The 17461-nt window shown below is 70.7% G+C and carries 17 protein-coding genes; 2 read left to right on the top strand and 15 right to left on the bottom strand.

Annotation, left to right across the window (positions count from 1 at the left end; all coding sequences use genetic code 11):
* From recO to hemW, 10 genes are all read right to left on the bottom strand, one after another.
* A partial coding sequence (gene recO, locus AC08ON_RS00835; RefSeq protein WP_476616286.1) for a DNA repair protein RecO occupies nt 1–646 on the bottom strand: 646 nt, incomplete at its 3' end.
* Nucleotides 647–882: 236 nt separating this feature from the next.
* The gene (era, locus tag AC08ON_RS00830; protein ID WP_476606125.1) at nt 883–1806 is read right to left on the bottom strand and encodes a GTPase Era; all 924 of its coding nucleotides are present in this window, start codon (nt 1804–1806) and stop codon (nt 883–885) included.
* 1 nt (nt 1807) lies between these two features.
* On the bottom strand, nt 1808–2233 hold the full coding sequence (locus AC08ON_RS00825) for a hypothetical protein (RefSeq protein ID WP_011435714.1): 426 nt from the start codon (nt 2231–2233) through the stop codon (nt 1808–1810).
* Entirely contained in the window at nt 2230–3594 is a 1365-nt protein-coding gene (locus tag AC08ON_RS00820) for a hemolysin family protein (protein ID WP_476616285.1), read from the bottom strand. Before AC08ON_RS00820 ends, AC08ON_RS00825 begins: the two co-directional genes overlap by 4 nt.
* Nucleotides 3595–3615: 21 nt before the next feature.
* Nucleotides 3616–4182 (bottom strand): rRNA maturation RNase YbeY, encoded by a 567-nt coding sequence (ybeY, locus tag AC08ON_RS00815; protein ID WP_476606127.1) that lies wholly within the window; start codon nt 4180–4182, stop codon nt 3616–3618.
* A gap of 28 nt (nt 4183–4210) precedes the next feature.
* Nucleotides 4211–5248, bottom strand: coding sequence for a PhoH family protein (locus AC08ON_RS00810; RefSeq protein ID WP_476606128.1), 1038 nt, complete (start codon nt 5246–5248; stop codon nt 4211–4213).
* Nucleotides 5249–5398: 150 nt separating this feature from the next.
* On the bottom strand, nt 5399–6139 hold the full coding sequence (locus AC08ON_RS00805; protein WP_476606142.1) for a 16S rRNA (uracil(1498)-N(3))-methyltransferase: 741 nt from the start codon (nt 6137–6139) through the stop codon (nt 5399–5401).
* Nucleotides 6140–6214: 75 nt separating this feature from the next.
* Entirely contained in the window at nt 6215–7360 is a 1146-nt protein-coding gene (gene dnaJ / locus AC08ON_RS00800; protein WP_476606129.1) for a molecular chaperone DnaJ, read from the bottom strand.
* Complete coding sequence (gene hrcA, locus AC08ON_RS00795; protein WP_011435708.1) at nt 7360–8379, bottom strand: heat-inducible transcriptional repressor HrcA; 1020 nt, start codon at nt 8377–8379, stop codon at nt 7360–7362. Before hrcA ends, dnaJ begins: the two co-directional genes overlap by 1 nt.
* Nucleotides 8380–8650: 271 nt before the next feature.
* On the bottom strand, nt 8651–9886 hold the full coding sequence (gene hemW, locus AC08ON_RS00790; protein WP_476606130.1) for a radical SAM family heme chaperone HemW: 1236 nt from the start codon (nt 9884–9886) through the stop codon (nt 8651–8653).
* Between the two features lie 225 nt (nt 9887–10111).
* On the opposite strand from hemW, the gene AC08ON_RS00785 reads away from it, so the two are divergent.
* Nucleotides 10112–10276, top strand: coding sequence for a hypothetical protein (locus AC08ON_RS00785; protein ID WP_476606131.1), 165 nt, complete (start codon nt 10112–10114; stop codon nt 10274–10276).
* Nucleotides 10277–10336: 60 nt separating this feature from the next.
* Here the strand turns inward: AC08ON_RS00785 and lepA are convergent, their stop codons facing one another.
* The gene (gene lepA / locus AC08ON_RS00780; protein WP_476606132.1) at nt 10337–12181 is read right to left on the bottom strand and encodes a translation elongation factor 4; all 1845 of its coding nucleotides are present in this window, start codon (nt 12179–12181) and stop codon (nt 10337–10339) included.
* 372 nt (nt 12182–12553) lie between these two features.
* On the opposite strand from lepA, the gene rpsT reads away from it, so the two are divergent.
* On the top strand, nt 12554–12823 hold the full coding sequence (gene rpsT, locus AC08ON_RS00775) for a 30S ribosomal protein S20 (protein WP_476606133.1): 270 nt from the start codon (nt 12554–12556) through the stop codon (nt 12821–12823).
* A gap of 79 nt (nt 12824–12902) precedes the next feature.
* On the opposite strand, the gene AC08ON_RS00770 is transcribed toward rpsT, so the two are convergent.
* Genes AC08ON_RS00770 through AC08ON_RS00755 form a run of 4 tightly spaced genes read right to left on the bottom strand, consistent with a single transcriptional unit; the run spans nt 12903 to nt 17400 of the window.
* Nucleotides 12903–13256 carry a hypothetical protein gene (locus tag AC08ON_RS00770; protein ID WP_476606134.1) on the bottom strand — a complete coding sequence of 118 codons (354 nt, stop codon included), beginning with the start codon at nt 13254–13256 and terminating at the stop codon, nt 12903–12905.
* Nucleotides 13253–14257, bottom strand: a complete 1005-nt coding sequence (gene holA / locus AC08ON_RS00765) for a DNA polymerase III subunit delta (RefSeq protein WP_476606135.1) — start codon at nt 14255–14257, stop codon at nt 13253–13255. The genes AC08ON_RS00770 and holA overlap by 4 nt, the downstream gene beginning before the upstream one ends.
* Before the next feature lies 1 nt (nt 14258).
* Nucleotides 14259–16892, bottom strand: a complete 2634-nt coding sequence (locus AC08ON_RS00760; protein ID WP_476616284.1) for a ComEC/Rec2 family competence protein — start codon at nt 16890–16892, stop codon at nt 14259–14261.
* Nucleotides 16893–16899: 7 nt separating this feature from the next.
* Nucleotides 16900–17400 carry a ComEA family DNA-binding protein gene (locus tag AC08ON_RS00755; protein WP_476616283.1) on the bottom strand — a complete coding sequence of 167 codons (501 nt, stop codon included), beginning with the start codon at nt 17398–17400 and terminating at the stop codon, nt 16900–16902.
* Nucleotides 17401–17461: the final 61 nt, after the last annotated feature.

The raw sequence follows: 17461 nt of genomic DNA, 5'->3' as shown, positions 1-17461 counted from the left end.
GCCGGGCGCGGGCGTCACTGACCAGTGCACCGTCCCAGTCACCGCGCAACAGATCCGCGAGCAGCCGCACCGCACCCGCGGACACCGACGCCGCACCGTGCGGGCGACATTGCGGGCACACTACGCCGCCGCCCGGCACGGACAACGACAGGTGCAGCCCGGGCCCACCGCAACGCGCGCAGTGGTCCAGGGCCATCCCATACCCGGACACCGCGAGCGCCCGCAAGAGGAACGCGTCGAGGACGAGCGCGGGTGGGCGCTCGCCGCCGGCGAGCGTACGCAGACCACCCACGAGCAGGAGGAACAGCCGCAGGGCGGGCTGGCGTTCCTCGCTGGTCAACCGCTCGGCGGTCTCGAGCATCACCGCGGCCGCAGTGTACCTCGGGTAGTCAACGGCGATCGTGGCGCCGTAGGGAGAGATGATGTCCGCCTGGGTGACCGTGTCCAGCGCCCGGCCGGAATGCAGCAGCAGATCGACGTACGTGCCCGGCTCCAGCCGCGACCCGAACCGCGAGGACGTCTTGCGGACACCCTTGGCGACGGCCCGCACCCGACCGGTCCGACGGGTGAGCACGGTGATGATGCGGTCGGCCTCGGCGAGGGGGGCCGTGCGTAGGACGACACCTTCGTCGCGATACACCGGCACCCGCCCATGGTTGCACGGTCCCGATTTCATGCGGTGAAGCGAGGTCGCCCGGCAGATGGCCGGTACCGGCCGGATGTTCTCCTGAGGAACCCGCAGGACATCCCGGTCCATAGCCGGGGGGTAGGTATGGCAGTACATTGCGGCATGGATGCGGCATGGATGCGGCATGGATGCGGCATGGATGCGGCATGGATGCGGTGCCGGCGGCGCCTCGGTGGGGCCGGCGGCGAGCCGGCTCAGAACCCCAGGCGACGCAGCTGGCGCGGATCGCGCTGCCAGTCCTTGGCGACCTTGACGTGTAGATCGAGGAAGACCGGGGTACCGAGCAGCGCCTCGATCTGCGTGCGGGCGCGGGAACCGACCTCCTTGAGGCGGGATCCGCCGGTCCCGATGACGATCGCCTTCTGGCTGGGCCGCTCGACGAAGACGTTCACCCGGACGTCGAGGAGAGGACGCTGCGCCGGCCTGCCCTCCCGGGAGACCATCTCCTCCACCACGACGGCGAGCGAGTGCGGCAACTCGTCGCAGACCCCCTCCAAAGCCGCCTCACGGACGAGTTCGGCGACCATCACCTGTTCCGGTTCGTCGGTCAGCTCCCCACCGGGGTACAGCGCAGGCCCGGCGGGCAGCCGGGCGACAAGCACGTCGGCAAGCACGTCGACCTGGTAGGAGCGCACCGCGCTGACTGGAACGATGTCACTGAACTCGCCGAGCCCGGCGATCTCGAGCAGACGGGCGCCGATCCGATCGGGATCGGCGACCCGGTCTGTCTTGGTGAGGATGGCGACCACCGGGGTGCGCTTGGGCAGCCGGGACAGCTCCTCGGCGATGGAGCGGTCCCCCCGGCCGGCCGGCTCGTCCGCGGGCATGCAGAAACCGACGACGTCGACCTCGGACAGCGTGGCCCGCACCACGTCATTGAGCCGCTGCCCGAGCAGCGTGCGCGGCCGGTGCAGCCCCGGGGTATCGACCAGGACGAGCTGGGCGTCGTCGCGGTGGACGATGCCGCGGATGGCGTGCCGAGTGGTCTGTGGTCGCCCGCTGGTGATGGCGACCTTCGTCCCTACCAGCGCGTTCGTCAGCGTCGACTTGCCGGCGTTGGGTCGTCCGACGAGGCAGGCGAAGCCGGCCCGGAACGGCACCGAGGTCGTTGTCGACACGCTAGGTGGTCACCCTGGTCCGGGCGACGCCGTCCGAGCCGGCGAGGAACACCGGGATCCCGGCGCCGAACTCGGCCAACGTCGCCAGGTCGGCGCGGTCGAGCTCGTCCTTCTGCGTGACCACCGCGGCGGCTTCGAACCGGCGGGCGCCACTGGACACCGCGGCGGCCACCGCCGCGCGCAGCGCCGAGATCGCTAGCTCGGCCCGGCCCAGGCCGAGAGTCGCCGCCGCATAGGTGCGACCGTCGGTGTCGCGCAGCGCCGCCCCCTCCGCAGGGTCGCCCGAGGGGGCGTAGGCACGCAGCCGCGCCGCCCTGGCCAGCACCACGAGCTTCGCGTCCTCTGCGGCGAGGTCGAGAGCCGGGGCGCCGTCGGCCGAGTTGCCATCGGCAGGCACGGTTCCCGACCGGGTCGCGTCGGCGGTCACGAATTCACCTTTCTGTCCGACGACGAGCTGCGCACGGGTTCGCCGCCGTCGTCGGATCGGGGAGGCTGCGAGCCGTCGTCGCCGTTCGACGGATGCGGCAACCGCTGGACGACCACGGTGCCAATCTGGTTACGTCGGCCGGCGGCCCGTTCCGCCGACAGCCGCAACCCACCGACCGTGACCGTCGCACCCGGGATGGGCACCCGTCCCAGGGCCGTGGCCAGCAGGCCACCGACGGTGAGGCTGTCATCCGCACCGGGCAGGTCGTCCACGTCGAAGTCAAACAGCTTCGCCAGATCGTCGACGTCGAGCCGGGCGGTCACCCGCGCGGTGTTGGCGTCGATCCACTCCACCGGCGGAACCTCGTTGTCGTACTCGTCGGTGATCTCACCAACGATCTCCTCGAGGATGTCCTCGATGGTGACGAGTCCGGCGGTTCCACCGTACTCGTCGATGACGATCGCCATGTGGGTACGCGACGCCTGCATCTCACGGAGCAGGTCGTCCGCGGGCTTACTCTCGGGCACGAGTGCGGGTGAACGCATGATCTCGGCGATCGCACCATCCTCGCCCCCCTCCCGTTCCCGGTGGACCATGTCCTTGAGGAAGGCGATCCCCACCACGTCGTCGACGCTCTCCCCGATGACGGGGATCCGCGAGAAGCCGCTGCGCAGGGCCAGCGCGAGAGCCTGCCGGACGGTCTTCGTCGACTCGATGAAGACCATGTCCGGACGCGGCACCATCACCTCGCGCACCAGGGTGTCCCCGAGCTCGAACACCGACGCGATCATGTCGCGTTCCTCGCGCTCGATGACCTCGTTCTCCTCGGCGAGGTCGACGAGATCGCGCAGCTCGGCCTCGGATGCGAAGGGACCATCCCGGAAACCAGGGCCGGGGGTGACCGCGTTGCCGAACGCGATCAGCAGCCGGGGCAACGGCCCGAAGATCCGCGCCAGCCGGACCGTGAGACCGGCGCTGGCCAACGCCACCGCAGGGGCGTGCTGGCGGCCGAGGGTGCGGAACATCACCCCGACGAGGATGTACGCGACCAGGGTCGAGGCCAGCGTCCCGAGGCCGATCGCGGCGAACCCGGCCCCGTAGGCGTGCACGAACAGCACCGTGATACAGGCCGCAGCGAGCATCTCCGCGACGATGCGCAGGAGCAGCAGCAGCGCGAGGTAGCGGCCCGGATCGGCCACGACGGTCGCCAGGTTCCGGGCGCCGGCCCGGCCCTGGCGGGAGAAACCCTCGACCGTCACCCGGGAGACCCGGGTCAGGGCCGCGTCGATGCCGCCGAGACCCGCCGCAGCAAGCGAGCCCATCACGGCGATGAAGACGAGAAAAAGATCACTGGAACTCATGCGGACCCCTCTTGTGCCGGGTCAGCGTGCGGGCGCGGCAGGGGGCTCTCCGGCGCCACCGCCACGGCCCTGGTCACCACGGCGGCCCTCGCCGCCGTCCGCGGCACCGCGGGCACCGTCCGCGCCGTCCGCGCCGTCCCACGACGCGAGCAGCTGGCTCTGTACCTTCCACATCTCGCGTTCCTCGTCCGGCTCGGCGTGGTCGTAGCCGAGCAGGTGCAGGATGCCGTGGGTGCACAGCAGGGACAACTCGCGATCGAAGGAGTGACCGGCCTGCTCCGCCTGCCGCCGCGCGACGTCCGGGCACAGCACGACGTCGCCGAGCAGGGTGGTCGGATCGTCGTCGACCGACTCCGACCACGAGGCGTCAAAGGCGTCGTCCTGCGGGAAGGACAGGACGTCGGTCGGACCCTCCTCGCCCATGTACCGGACGTGCAGATCGGTCATCGCCTTCGGCTCCACCAGCATCACCGAGAGCTCGGCGAGCGGGTTCACCTTCATCGCGTCGAGCACGAACCGGGCGAGCGCGGCCAGCCTCACCTCGTCGACGTCACTCGCGCCCGACTCGTTGGCAACGAATACGGCCATCAGCGGTCCTCTCCGACCGCGGCGACGGTCACCGTCGGTCCCGACGAGCAGACCGGGCCGGAGCGGGTGGCGGCGCACTGGCCGCGTCCCAGCGGGCGTAGGCGTCGACGATCTCGCTCACGAGCCGGTGCCGAACCACATCGGAGCTGGTCAGGGATGCAAAATGGACGTCGTCGAGGCCGTCGAGGATCTCCCGGACCACCCGCAGCCCGCTGCGGGTGCCGCTGGGGAGGTCGACCTGGGTCACGTCCCCGGTAACGACGATCTTCGCGCCGAAGCCGAGCCGGGTGAGGAACATCTTCATCTGTTCCGGCGAGGTGTTCTGGGCCTCGTCGAGGATGATGAAGGCGTCGTTCAGCGTCCGGCCGCGCATGTAGGCCAGTGGGGCCACCTCGATCGTGCCGCTCTGCATCAGCCGCGGGATCGAGTCCGGATCGATCATGTCATGCAACGCGTCGTAGAGCGGCCGCAGGTAGGGATCGATCTTCTCGTACAGGGTCCCCGGCAGGAATCCGAGGCGTTCCCCCGCCTCGACCGCGGGGCGGGTCAGAATGATCCGGTTCACCTTCTTGGCCTGCAACGCCTGAACGGCCTTCGCCATGGCGAGGTAGGTCTTGCCGGTGCCGGCCGGCCCGATCCCGAAAACGATGGTGTGCTGGTCGATCGCGTCGACGTACCGCTTCTGGTTCAACGTCTTCGGCCGTATCGTCCGGCCCCGGCTGGAGAGGATGTTGAGGGTGAGAACCTCGGCCGGCCGCTCCTCCGCGCCGCTGCGCAGCATCGCCAGCGAATGGTCGACATGCTGCGGGCTGAGCTCCGTCCCGGCGTCGAGCAGCGCGATGAGCTCGGCGAACAACCTGGCGGCGAGCTCGTTCTCAGCCGGAGCGCCGGTAATGGTGATCTCGTTGCCACGCACGTGGATATCCGAGGAGAAAGCCTTCTCGATGGTACGGAGCAGCTGATCCTGGTGACCGAGCAGACTCACCATGCTGTGCGGACCGGGTACGACAATGCGCGTCTGGACCCTGGTGTCGGGCGCGACGGGTGGCATAACGGATTCGGGCATAAAGAGCGGCCAGCGAGGCCGGGGCACCTCTCAGGATTGATGATCGCGGTGGGCGGCGCGGCGCGGACGGCCGACACCGGACAGAACCCCTCCAGCCGGAGGGACCACCCAGCGAGGCGGACCACGGACGCTACCTGACCAGTCTATCCATCATCGCGCCAGGCCGTCCCAACGACCGAGGTCCGCGAACACGACCGCCGCGGCCACGACGCCGGCGGTGGATGTGCGCAGCACCGTCGAACCGAGCCGCGACACGATCGCTCCGGCCTCGCCCAGCGTGGCCAGTTCCAACTCGGACACCCCTCCCTCGGGGCCCACGACGAGCACCAGCTCCGCCGCCAAGGCGGCCGGAGCCACTCGCTCCGGCAGCTCAACCGAGCGAGCCAGGCCAACCAACGGTATGGTCGCATCCTCGTGCAGGAGGACGGCAAGCGCCGCCGCCCGCACCCGCTCGACAACCTCCTTCAGGCCGGCCAACTCGCCCACCACCGGCCAGTGCAGTCGGTGGGACTGCTTCGACGCCTCCTCCGCGGCTCTGACCCAGCGTTCCCGGGCCCGCACGCCACGGACACCCTCCCAGCGGGCCACGGACCGGGCCGCCGACCACGGGACGATCTCGTCGACACCGACCTCGGTCAGCATCTCCACCGCCCGCTCGCCCCGATCCCCCTTGGCAAGGGCCTGCACGACAACCAGCCGGGGGCTCGGGGCCGCGGCGGCGACCCGGCGCCGGACCGCGCAGTCGATCTCATCCCGCCGGGCGGCAACGACCTCGCACTCCACCGCACGGCCGAGACCGTCGGTCACGTCGACCGGCTCCCCCGGCCACAGCCGGCGCACCATGGCCGCATGGCGACCCTCCGGACCGGCGAGGGTGAACGAGTCCGCGATCGGCAGCGGCGACAGCCGGAACAGGGCGCTGGTCAGGATACATCCTCTCCGCAGCGGTCACGGCCGATGACCGGGCTAACGGCCGCGGCGCGTGCCCCGCCGCCGGAATAGCCCCGCCGCGCCGCCGGCGGATCCGCCCACGACGGCCGGTGTCTCCTCGTCGCGCAGCTTCGCCAGCTCTCGTAGCAGCCGCTCCTGCTCGCCGTCCAGCTTCGTCGGAGTCTCGACGTTGATGTGGATGTGCAGATGACCGCGCCCGGCGGCCCGCAGATGCGGAACCCCGCGGCCGGCGAGCTTGATGACCTCACCGGGCTGGGTGCCGGGCTTCACGGCGATGGTCTCGGTGCCGTCGAGGGTCTCCAGCGTGGCGGAAGTGCCGAGCGCCGCCGAGGTCATCGGCAGCGGCAGCTCACAGTGCAGATCGTCGCCCTCCCGGGTGAAAACCGGGTGCTGCTTCTCGGAGACCTCGACGTAAAGGTCACCGGGCGGCCCACCGCCGGGCCCGACCTCGCCCTCGCCCGACAGCCGGATGCGCATGCCGTCCTCGACCCCGGAGGGGATCTTCACGGTGAGCGTCCGGCGCTTGCGCACCCGGCCGTCGCCGCCGCAGTCCCGGCAGGGATGCTCGATCACGGTGCCGGTACCCGAACACCGCGGGCAGGGCCGGGAGGTCACCATCTGACCGAGGAAGGAACGGGTGACCTGCTGGACCTCGCCCCGCCCGCCGCAGGTGCCGCAGGTCGACGGGTGCGCGCCGGGAGCCGCACCGGCACCGGTACACGTCGAGCACACCGCCGCCGTGTCCACGGTGATCTCGCGCGTGGCGCCGAACGCGGTCTCGGACAGGTCGAGCTCGATGCGCAGCAGCGCGTCGTTGCCGCGCCGGACCCGGGACCGGGGCCCACGGCTCGACCCGCCGCCGAAGAAGGCGTCCATGATGTCACCGAGGCCGCCGAAACCGGCGCCGAACGGCGAACCGCCACCGCCACTGCCACTGCCACCGGGCGCGAGCGGATCGCCGCCCAGGTCGACGATCTGGCGCTTCTCCGGGTCAGAGAGCACCTCGTACGCGGCCGTGACGCCCCGGAAGCGCTGCTGTGCATCCGGATCTGGATTGACATCCGGATGCAGCTCACGGGCCAGTTTGCGGTAGGCCCGCTTGATCTCGTCGTTCGACGCTTCCCGGCGTACGCCCAGAACGGCGTAATAATCCACTGCCATCAGTCGGCACCCAAGAGTTCACCCACGTATTTGGCGACGGCCCGGACGGCCGCCATCGTCCCCGGATAGTCCATGCGCATCGGGCCGAGCACCCCCATCCCACCCAGCGCGAAGGGACCACGACCGTATCCCGTGGCCACCACCGCGGTGGACCGGAGGGCGTCCACATCCGTTTCGCGACCGATCCGTACCGTTACAGTACCGGTCTCCCGCGCCGAGCCGATGAGTTTCATCAGCACGACCTGTTCTTCCAATGCCTCAAGTATCGACCGCAACGAGTCGGCGAAGTCGACCGGGGACCGCGTGAGATTCGCCGTCCCAGCCATCGCGATGCGCTCCTCCTGCCGCTCGACCAGCGACTCCAGCACGGCACCGGCCACCGTGGTCAGGTAGGGGCGCAGCTCGGAGCGGGTGCTGTCGGGCAGGGCCGCGACGATGTCGGGGGCGTCGACCAAGCGCCGGCCGGCCAGCGCGCAGTTGAGCACGGAACGCAGCTCGCCGGCGACCTCGTCGTCAACGGGTACGAGGCTGTCGACGATACGCTGCTCGACCCGGCCGGTGTCGGTGATGAGGACCATCAGCAGGCGGTACGGGCCGAGCGTGACAACCTCGATGTGCCGGATGCTGCTGCTCGACAAGGAGGGGTACTGCACGACGGCCACCTGCCGGGTGAGCTGGGCGAGCAGCCGCACGGAGCGGCGCACCACGTCGTCCAGGTCGACGGCACCCTCCAGGAAGCTCTGGATCGCCCGACGTTCGGCCCGGGACAGCGGCTTCACCCCCGACAACCGGTCCACGAACAACCGGTAGCCCTTGTCCGTCGGTATCCGTCCTGCGCTGGTATGGGGCTGTGTGATATACCCCTCTTCCTCCAGGGCGGACATGTCATTACGGACAGTAGCTGGTGATACACCGAGATTATGCCGCTCCGCCAGCGCCTTGGAACCCACCGGCTCGTTGCTCAGCACAAAGTCCTCAACAATCGCCCGAAGGACTTCGAGCCGCCGATCCTCCAGCACGCGGTCGCACCCCCTTCACCAGGCGGGACGTGGCCGGGCCACGGTGTGTGCAGCGGCGGACACCCAACTTGGCACTCGGCCGCAGTGAGTGCCAAGTGTAGCCGCCTGCTCAGGTCGAAGCACAGAACATGAGCCACCCCGCGAATGACCGGTGAGGGCCCGGCGACGTCCTCGTAACGAAACGAGCATGCCGGTACCCAGGTTCCGGTCCCGCCCGATCGGGCCACCGGACGGCCGCCGGTCGGGCAGCGGCGTCAGTCGGGCAGCGGCGTCAGTCGGGCAGCAGGGCTCGCACGACCGTGTCGGTGAGCAGGCGACCGCGACGGGTGAGACGCACCCGGCCGAACTCCAGGGCACCGGGTTCCACCAGGCCGGACTTCGCGAGCCCGGCGGCGGCCTCCAGGCCGGGCCCGTCCAGCTCACCGACGGCCAGTCCCTCGGCCAACCGGACGCCCAGCATGACCCGCTCGACCCGGCGGGCCTGCGCGTCGAGCTCCTCCCAGGCGGCCGCGGGACTGCGCCCGGCCCCCAGCCGGGCCGCGTACTCCGCCGGATGACGCACGTTCCACCATCGCACCCCGCCGACGTGGCTGTGCGCGCCCGGACCGATCCCCCACCAGTGATCTCCGCGCCAGTACCCCAGATTGTGCCGACACCGGGTATCGGCCCCCCGCGACCAGTTGCTGACCTCGTAGCCGGTCAGGCCGGCCGCGCACAGAGCGTCATCGGCCTGCAGGTAGCGGTCGGCAAGCAGGTCGTCGTCGGGTTCGAGCAGCTCGCCCCGGCGGACCCGGCGGGACAGTTTCGTGCCCTCCTCAACCGTCAGCGCGTAGGCACTGACGTGGTCCGGGCCGAGCTGGATCGCCGCGTCCAGGCTCGCCGCCCAGTCCGCCTCCGACTCGCCCGGAGCCCCGTAGATGAGGTCCAGGCTGACCTGGTCAAAGCCCGCCTTGCGGGCCCAGCGCATCACCTCGGGCACGCGGCCGGGGGTGTGCCGCCGGTCCAGGGCGGCGAGGACGTGCGGACGGCTACTCTGCATCCCGAAGGAGATCCGGGTGTAACCGGCGGCGCGCAGCTGCTCCAGTTGCGCCGGATCCACCGACTCCGGATTCGCCTCGGTGGTGATCTCCGCGTCGGGCGCCAGCCCGAACCCGTCGTCCAGGATCCGCAACAGCCGCCCGAGATCGTCGGCGGTCAACAGGGTCGGCGTGCCGCCACCGACGAAGACCGTGGAGACCACCAGCTCCTGCTCACCAAGCACGGTACGCGCGAGCCGGACCTCGCCGGTCGCGATGTCGACGAACGTCGTGAGGCCCACCGACGACACCAGGGCGCCGCCTAGGTCGGCCGCCGTGTAGGTGTTGAAGTCGCAGTAGCCGCAGCGCGCCGCGCAATAGGGCACATGCACGTAGACCCCGAACGGCCGCCGGGTCACCTCGGCCAGCGCGGCCGCCGGGAGGGCACCGTCGTCCGGCGGGAGCCAGCCGTCGGGAGGCTTTTGTGGCATGCCCCCAGTGTGCCCCCAACGTGTGCTCTCGCGGCAACGCTACGTTTGCCAACCACGCGGGCGGGCCAGGGGTGGCCACACGAGGACCACCTGGGGATAAGGCCGGAATACCCACTTCGGCGATGCTGGCCGGATGTAATGACATTTTGTCATCATTGGGCACAGAAGGGAAAATATGGGTGGTTCACCATGGACCGATCGACGCCGGTGCGAAAAGATCCGGTCATGGACGACGACGCCAGGGCCGTTCTCGACGAGATCTTCGAACTGCTCCCGCCCCGAACCACCGTGTACCGTTCCAGCGCCGCCGCCCCTGTCACGGACCTGTCGTTCTCCGAACCGGCCACCGAACCGATCCGCCTCCCGGCCAGCCCCCTGTCGACCCGCTGAACGGCCGACTCACTGAACAGGCGGATGGCACCACGGTCCCGCGTCGGCCCCGCACCGGACTCACTTCACCGCCGGTTTGCCGGTGTCCGTGGACAGCGCCGCGATGAAGGCCTCCTGCGGCACCTCGACCCGACCGATCGTCTTCATCCGCTTCTTGCCCTCCTTCTGCTTCTCGAGCAGCTTGCGCTTGCGGGTGATGTCGCCGCCGTAGCACTTGGCGAGCACGTCCTTGCGGATGGCGCGGATGTTCTCCCGCGCGATGATCCGGCTGCCGATCGCCGCCTGGATCGGCACCTCGAACTGCTGGCGCGGAATCAGCTCGCGCAGCTTGGTCGTCATGGACACGCCGTAGGCGTAGGCCTTCTCACGGTGCACGATCACCGAGAAGGCATCGACGGTCTCCCCCTGCAACAGGATGTCGACCTTCACCAGATCGGCCAACTGCTCCCCGGCCGACTCGTAGTCGAGGCTGGCATAGCCCCGGGTCCTGGACTTCAGGGCGTCGAAGAAGTCGAAGATGATCTCACCGAGAGGCAGCGTGTACTTGAGTTCCACCCGGTCGGTCGACAGATAGTCCATCCCCTTCAGGACGCCGCGCCGGCCCTGGCACAGTTCCATCACCGCCCCGACGAAGTCGGTCGGCAGCAGCAGCATCGCCTCGACGACGGGCTCGTACACCTCGGCGATCTTCCCGCCCGGCCAGTCACTGGGGTTGGTCACTATGATCTCGGAACGGTCCTCCATGACCACCCGGTAGACGACGTTCGGGGCCGTGGAGATGAGGGTGAGGTTGAACTCGCGCTCCAGCCGCTCCCGGACGATCTCCAGATGCAGCAGGCCCAGGAAGCCGCACCGGAATCCGAACCCCAGTGCCGCGGAGGTTTCCGGTTCGTAGGTCAGGGCGGCGTCGTTGAGCTGAAGCTTGTCGAGAGCCTCGCGCAACGCTGGATACTCGCTGCCGTCGATCGGATACAACCCGGAGTACACCATCGGCAACGGATCCCGATAGCCACCGAGCATCTCCGTCGCCGGCCGCCGGGTAGTGGTGATGGTGTCGCCGACCCGGGCCTGCCGGACGTCCTTGACCCCGGGGATGACGTAGCCGACCTCGCCGACCGACAGCGACCCGGTCGGATGGGGGTCCGGCGAGATGACACCTACCTCGAGGGTCTCGTGGCTCGCGCCGGTCGACATCATCAGACACCGGTCGCGGGTGGTCAGCGTGCCATCGACCACCCGCACATAGGTGATGACGCCGCGATAGATGTCGTAGACGCTGTCGAAGATCATCGCACGAGCCGGACCGTCCGGATCGCCGACCGGGGCGGGCACCCGGCGCACGATCTCGTTGAGCAGCTCCGGCACCCCCTGGCCGGTCTTGCCGGACACGCGAAGCACCTCGCCCGGCTCGCAGCCGATGATCGTCGCGATCTCCTCGGCGTACTTCTCCGGCTGGGCCGCCGGAAGATCGATCTTGTTGAGTACGGGAACGATGGTCAGGTCGTTCTCGATCGCCAGGTACAGGTTCGCCAGGGTCTGCGCTTCGATGCCCTGGGCCGCGTCGACCAGCAGCACCGCGCCCTCGCAGGCCGCGAGCGAACGGCTCACCTCGTAACTGAAGTCAACGTGGCCCGGCGTGTCGATGAGATGCAGAATGTAGTCCCGACCATCGTCGGCCCGCCACGGCAGGCGCACGTTCTGGGCCTTGATGGTGATCCCGCGCTCACGCTCGATGTCCATGCGGTCGAGGTACTGCGCGCGCATGTTGCGCGCCTCCACGACACCGGTCACACCAAGCATCCGATCGGCAAGAGTCGACTTGCCGTGGTCAATGTGGGCGATGATGCAGAAGTTGCGGATCATCGTCGGGTCGGCGCCGGGCGCCAGGTGCGGGGCTGTGGACACGCGGAGGGTTCTCGTTTCGCTCGCGGTGATCACGGTGGAGCCGCCCGTGCCGATATCTGGGTCGACCACCTTCATCGTGCCAGGAGCCGCGCGCAACGTTGCGCCGGTGCGCCGCCGCGCGGGGGTTTGATAATCTGAGTGCCACTGTGACGGGCCGCGTCGTCGTCCGGTCATGATCTGGTCGATCATGACCTGTCCGGTCATGATCTGGTCGCCATTCCGTGCGGCGCCGGTCGCCGGAGGCAGTCGGTTCTCCGCGGTACCTGCTGCTCCCAGGAGCCAGCGAGATATGCCGGATCACCGGGCACGGCCGGTACCCGTACTATGACGTGTCCGCACCACCCCGACTCGACAAATCAGAGGTTCTCCCGCGTGGCCAACATCAAGTCGCAGATCAAGCGCAACCTCACCAACGAGAAGCGGCGGCTGCGCAACAAGGCTGTGAAGTCGGAACTCAAGACGCACGTGCGTCGCTTCCGCGACGCCGTGGATGCCGGTGACGTCGAGCGCGCCGGCGAGACGCTGCGGATCGCGTCCCGCAAGCTGGACAAGGCCGTCAGCAAGGGTGTCATTCACGCCAACCAGGCCGCCAATAAGAAGTCGGCACTGGCTCGCGCGCACGCCAACCTGGCCGCCAGCTGAGTCGTCTTCCTCCAGCCGGGGCGCCGCAGGCGCCCCGGCCTTTCCGCGTGCCCACCCGCTGGTCGGGCCTCTCGCCCGGTCAGAGCCCGCCGCACGGCGTGGAACGGGCTCCGGGCTGCTGTGGGGCCGGTTCCGCCGAGACCTCGTCCGGCCGGATCAGTCGCTCAAGCACTTCGTGATAAGCAACCATCGCGCCGACGGTCAGCGGGAGGACACCGACCACCCAGGCGCTCGCGAGATCACCGAGTGCGATCACCACCGTGACCAGCCCAGTCAAGATCATGAGCAGCCCCCGCATCCAGCCCGCCGGTAGCACCCGCAGGCCGAACCAGCCACCCGGCGGCGGGGCCTCGGGGTCGGCGGCCGGCTGAGTAGCCACGACGATGCCGGCACCGGCTCCCGGACCGTCAGCCGTCCCCGGACCGTCGGTCATCCATGGCTCCCGGCCACCCGGGCCCGCCCGACCAACCTGGCCACGGCGACCTCACGCAACAGTTTCTCCAAGGCGTAACCGGCGTCAACCGCAGCGCCCTTGACGCCGGCGTCGGCCTCGGCGGCCGCCCGCAGGGCCTGGCCGAGACCCCGGTCCGACCATGCTCGGGCGGAGCGCTGCGCCTTCTCGACCTTCCAGTCCGGCATACCCAGGGCTCGGGCGAGATCCCACTTCGAGCCGGGACCCGCGGACGCCACCCGGGCGAGGTCACGCAGACCACCGGCAACGGCACTGGAGACCAGTACGGCCGCGGTACCCCCCTCCAGGGACTGACGCAGCAGCGTCAACGCCTGCGGCAGGTCGCCGCCGATGATCGCGTCCGCGACGGCGAACCCGCTGGCCTCGGCCCGGCCCCGGTGGAAACGGGCCACCGCGGCTTCGTCGATCAGCCCGTCGGTGTCGGCCACGAGTTGATCGCAAACGGCGGCGAGCTCACGCAGATCACCACCGACCGCGTCGAGCAGGGCACGCACCGCGCCGTCGCTGACCCGGCCGCCGAGACGCCGCACCTCGGCGACGACGAAATCGTGACGCTCCCGCGGCTTGGTGATCTTCGCTGCCGGCACGACCCGCGCTCCCGCGGTCTTCAGCACGTCCGCGAGTTTGCGGTTCTTCACCACGCCGCTGTGGACGACGACGAGCACGACGTCGTCGAGCGGACAAGCGATGTACTCCAACAACGCGTCACGCAGATCCTCGGCGAGGTCCTGCGCGCCGCGGACGACCATCACCCGGCCACCTCCGAACATCGAGGTGGCGCCGAGGTCGATCAGATCGGCCTCGCTGAGCTCACCGGCAGCCCGGTCGACGATCTCGACATCGGGATCACGGGCCCGAGCCGCGTCGAGAACCCCGCGCACCGCTCGACCGACGAGTAGATCCTCGTCGCCGGTGACGAGCACGAGCGGCGGCAGCGCAGAGGAGGACACGCAGGTGAGCATGTCACGATCCGCCCCCGGGCCGGCGGAGCACCACCGAGACGCGGACTCGCGCCCCCGGCCCGGAGGCGGCTCCCGCCAGCGACCCGGACTCGGCGGACCCGGCGGGTGCCACCGTGGCGACCACCGCCACCGCGCCGTCGCGGTCGGTCCGGGCGACGGCCATGCCGGACCGGCGCAGCGTCCGCAGGGTGGACGGCGCGGGATGACCATAGCTGTTCCCGGTGCCGACGCTGATCAGGGCGAATCGGGCCCCGGTCGCAGCGAGGAAGGTGGCGTCCTGATCCGCGGCGCCGTGATGGGGCACGTCGGCTCGTAGCGCCGTCCGATCCTCCGGGCTGCCGGTCAACACCCGCTGGGCCGGCGGCTCCACATCCCCGGTGAGCAGGATGGTCACCTCCCCCACCCGTGCGGAGAGCACCAGGCTCGCGTTGTTGGGATCGCTCTCGGTGCCGTGCAACACGGTGCGCGGAGCCAGGACCGTCCAAGAGACCGCCCCCACCTGTGCCCGGGAGCCGATGACGGCCGTTCGCAGCGGCACACCGGCCCGCCGGGTCCACTGTTGGACCCGATGCCGCTGGAGAACGGGTTCCCCCAGCGGACTGCCGAGTACCTCCCCCACCGGAAGCCGGCCGAGCACGGCCGGCAGCCCCTCGACGTGATCAGCGTGGAAGTGGCTGAGAATGACCACCGGTATCCGTCGCACGCCGAGGTCGGAGAGGCAGCGGGTCAGCAGGGCCGGATCGGGGCCGGCGTCGACCAGCACCGCGGTGCCCGGTCCCGCCGACAGCACGAGGGCGTCGCCCTGACCGATGTCGCAGGCGACCAGGCGCCAGCCGGGCGGCGGCCACGGCGCCAGCCGCCCGGCGACGGCGCATCGCGCCAGGAGCAGGCCGACCAGGGCCGCAGCGACCAGTCGCCGCGGCACCCGCCGCCGCAGCGTCGCCACCACGAGCCAGGCGACACCGGCGGCCACGCCCGCTCCCATCACCCCCGTGGGCCACGGCAGCGTCGCGGCAGGAAGGTCGGCGCACCGGCCGGCGACCGTCACCAGCCACCAGCACGGCATATCGGCGAGGTGCGCGAGCAGCCCGGCTGCTGACGGCGACACCGCCGCCACGACCAGCGTCAGTACCCCCAACACGGTCGCCGGTGCGACGGCGGGCACGGCCAGGACGTTCGCGGGCACCGCCACGAGGCTCAGCCCCCCGCCGGTCCAGGCCAACACCGGGGTGCACGCCAGCTGGGCGGCGGCCGCGACGGAGAGCACCTCGGCGATCCGTGCCGGCAGCCGGCGAGCGAGCGCGTCCCGCCAGCCCGGCGCGAGAACGATCATTCCGGCCGTGGCGAGGACGGACAGCGCGAAGCCGACCGAGAGGGCGAGCGCGGGATCCGCCAGGATCAGGACGATCACGCTCGCCGCCAGGGAGGGCAGCACCGCCCTGGGACGGCCAACGGCGAGCCCGAGCAGGCCGACCAGACCCATCGCCCCGACACGCAGCACGCTGGCCGAGGGCCGGGCGAGCACGACGAACCCGACGAGAGCGAGGGCTCCCACCGCGGCGCGCGACCGTGACCCACGCCCGGTCCATCCCATGAGGTAGAGCGCCGAGGCCGTCACGATGGCGACGTTGCTACCGGACACGGCCGTCAGATGGGACATTCCGGCGGCGCGGAAGTCCGCACGCACCGCATCGTCGAGCCCGGAGACGTCGCCGACCACGAGGCCGGGCAGCAGCCCGCGACGCGGTTCGGGCAATCCCCCAGCGGCTCGACGCAGCCCGACCCGCAGCCCCCCGGCGATTCGTTGGATCATTGCGGGTCCGCCGCGGGTCCGCGGTGGGCCGTCGGCGAACAGGACGGCAGCCACGGTGTCACCGACCCGGGGTTCGGCGAGCCTGCCGGAGACGACCAGGTGCTGGCTGGGCAGCAGAGCACCCCAGCCGCCGCCCCGCGCAAGCAGGACCATCGGGGCCCGGACCCGCAGATCCGCCGGTGACGCGGTAAGGCGTTCCGCCCGGACGGAGATCACGAAGGTCACGCGATCGGCGCCGCCGCCCCCCTCTCCTCTTCCCTCTCCGGCTCCGGGCCCGGTTCCCGTCCGGACCGCGGTGGACGAGGAGGTGGCGCGGGGATCGTCGGTGACGACGACCTCGGCGGTGACCGGACGGCCATGCCGGACCAGATCGGCGAGCGGGCCGCTGTCACGCGGACGAGCCGCCAGTCCACCCGCGAGAAACCCGGCGGCCAGGAAGACGAGGGCCGTGAGCACGACGACAGTGCCGCCGGAGCACCGCCCAACGCCCCGGGTGAGCGGCGCGCTGCGCGGCTGCGGCTGCGGCTGCGGCTGCGACGGACGAGACGCGCCCGTAGCCGCCTCGGCCCGAGCGCCGCCCGGTCCCGGGCGAGTCGGCCGACCACCCCGCGGACGGACCTGGACCAGCAGGAACATCGGAGTCGCGACGAGCACCGCACCGGCGGCACCCAGCAACGGAACGGACGGCGGCCAGGTGCCGGCACCCGCCGCGCCAGCCCAGGCCATGACCGCCGGGCCCACCAGCCGGGCGTCCATGGGACGGGAAGCCCCGGACGGCCGTTCCGGCAGCGCGAGTCCGGTCTCCATCCCGACGTCGACCACTGGAACGTCAAACCTTCAGCAATGGCAGCAGATCGGCCAGCCGCTTGTCGCCGACTCCGGTCACCTCCGCCAGCTGCTCGGGCGACCGGAAGGTCCCGTGCGCCGTGCGCCACTCGACGATGCGGCGAGCCAGCACGGGCCCCACCCCGGGCAGACCGTCAAGCTGCTCGGCGGTCGCGGCATTCAGGTCGATCGGACCGGTCGCCGCAGTGGAACCGGCGGATCCGAGACCAGTACCCGCGGGTTGCCCGGCTGCCGTTCCGGGCGGCGCCGGGCCGGGCTTGCCGTAGACGAGGACCTGTTCTCCGTCGACCAGCAACCGGGCCAGGGCGAGGCCGGTCGTGTCGGTGCCCGGGAGCACTCCCCCAGCGCGTTCGATCGCATCCACCACGCGCGCGCCCGCCGGGAGCCGGACGACCCCCGGCCGGGCCACCCGGCCGGCGACGTCGACCACCACCTCGCCGCTCGCCCCGGTGCGGGCGGCCCTGGCCGTCGGTGCCGAAGTCACGCTCGTATCCGTGGCGGAGGTGGCCCCGTGGTCCGAGTGGTCCGACCAGGCGTTGCCAGCC

Source organism: Frankia sp. CoWAU3, assembly GCF_977971855.1.
The sequence above is the reverse complement of the archived record's forward strand: the minus strand, read 5'-3'. Positions and strand labels throughout refer to the sequence as shown.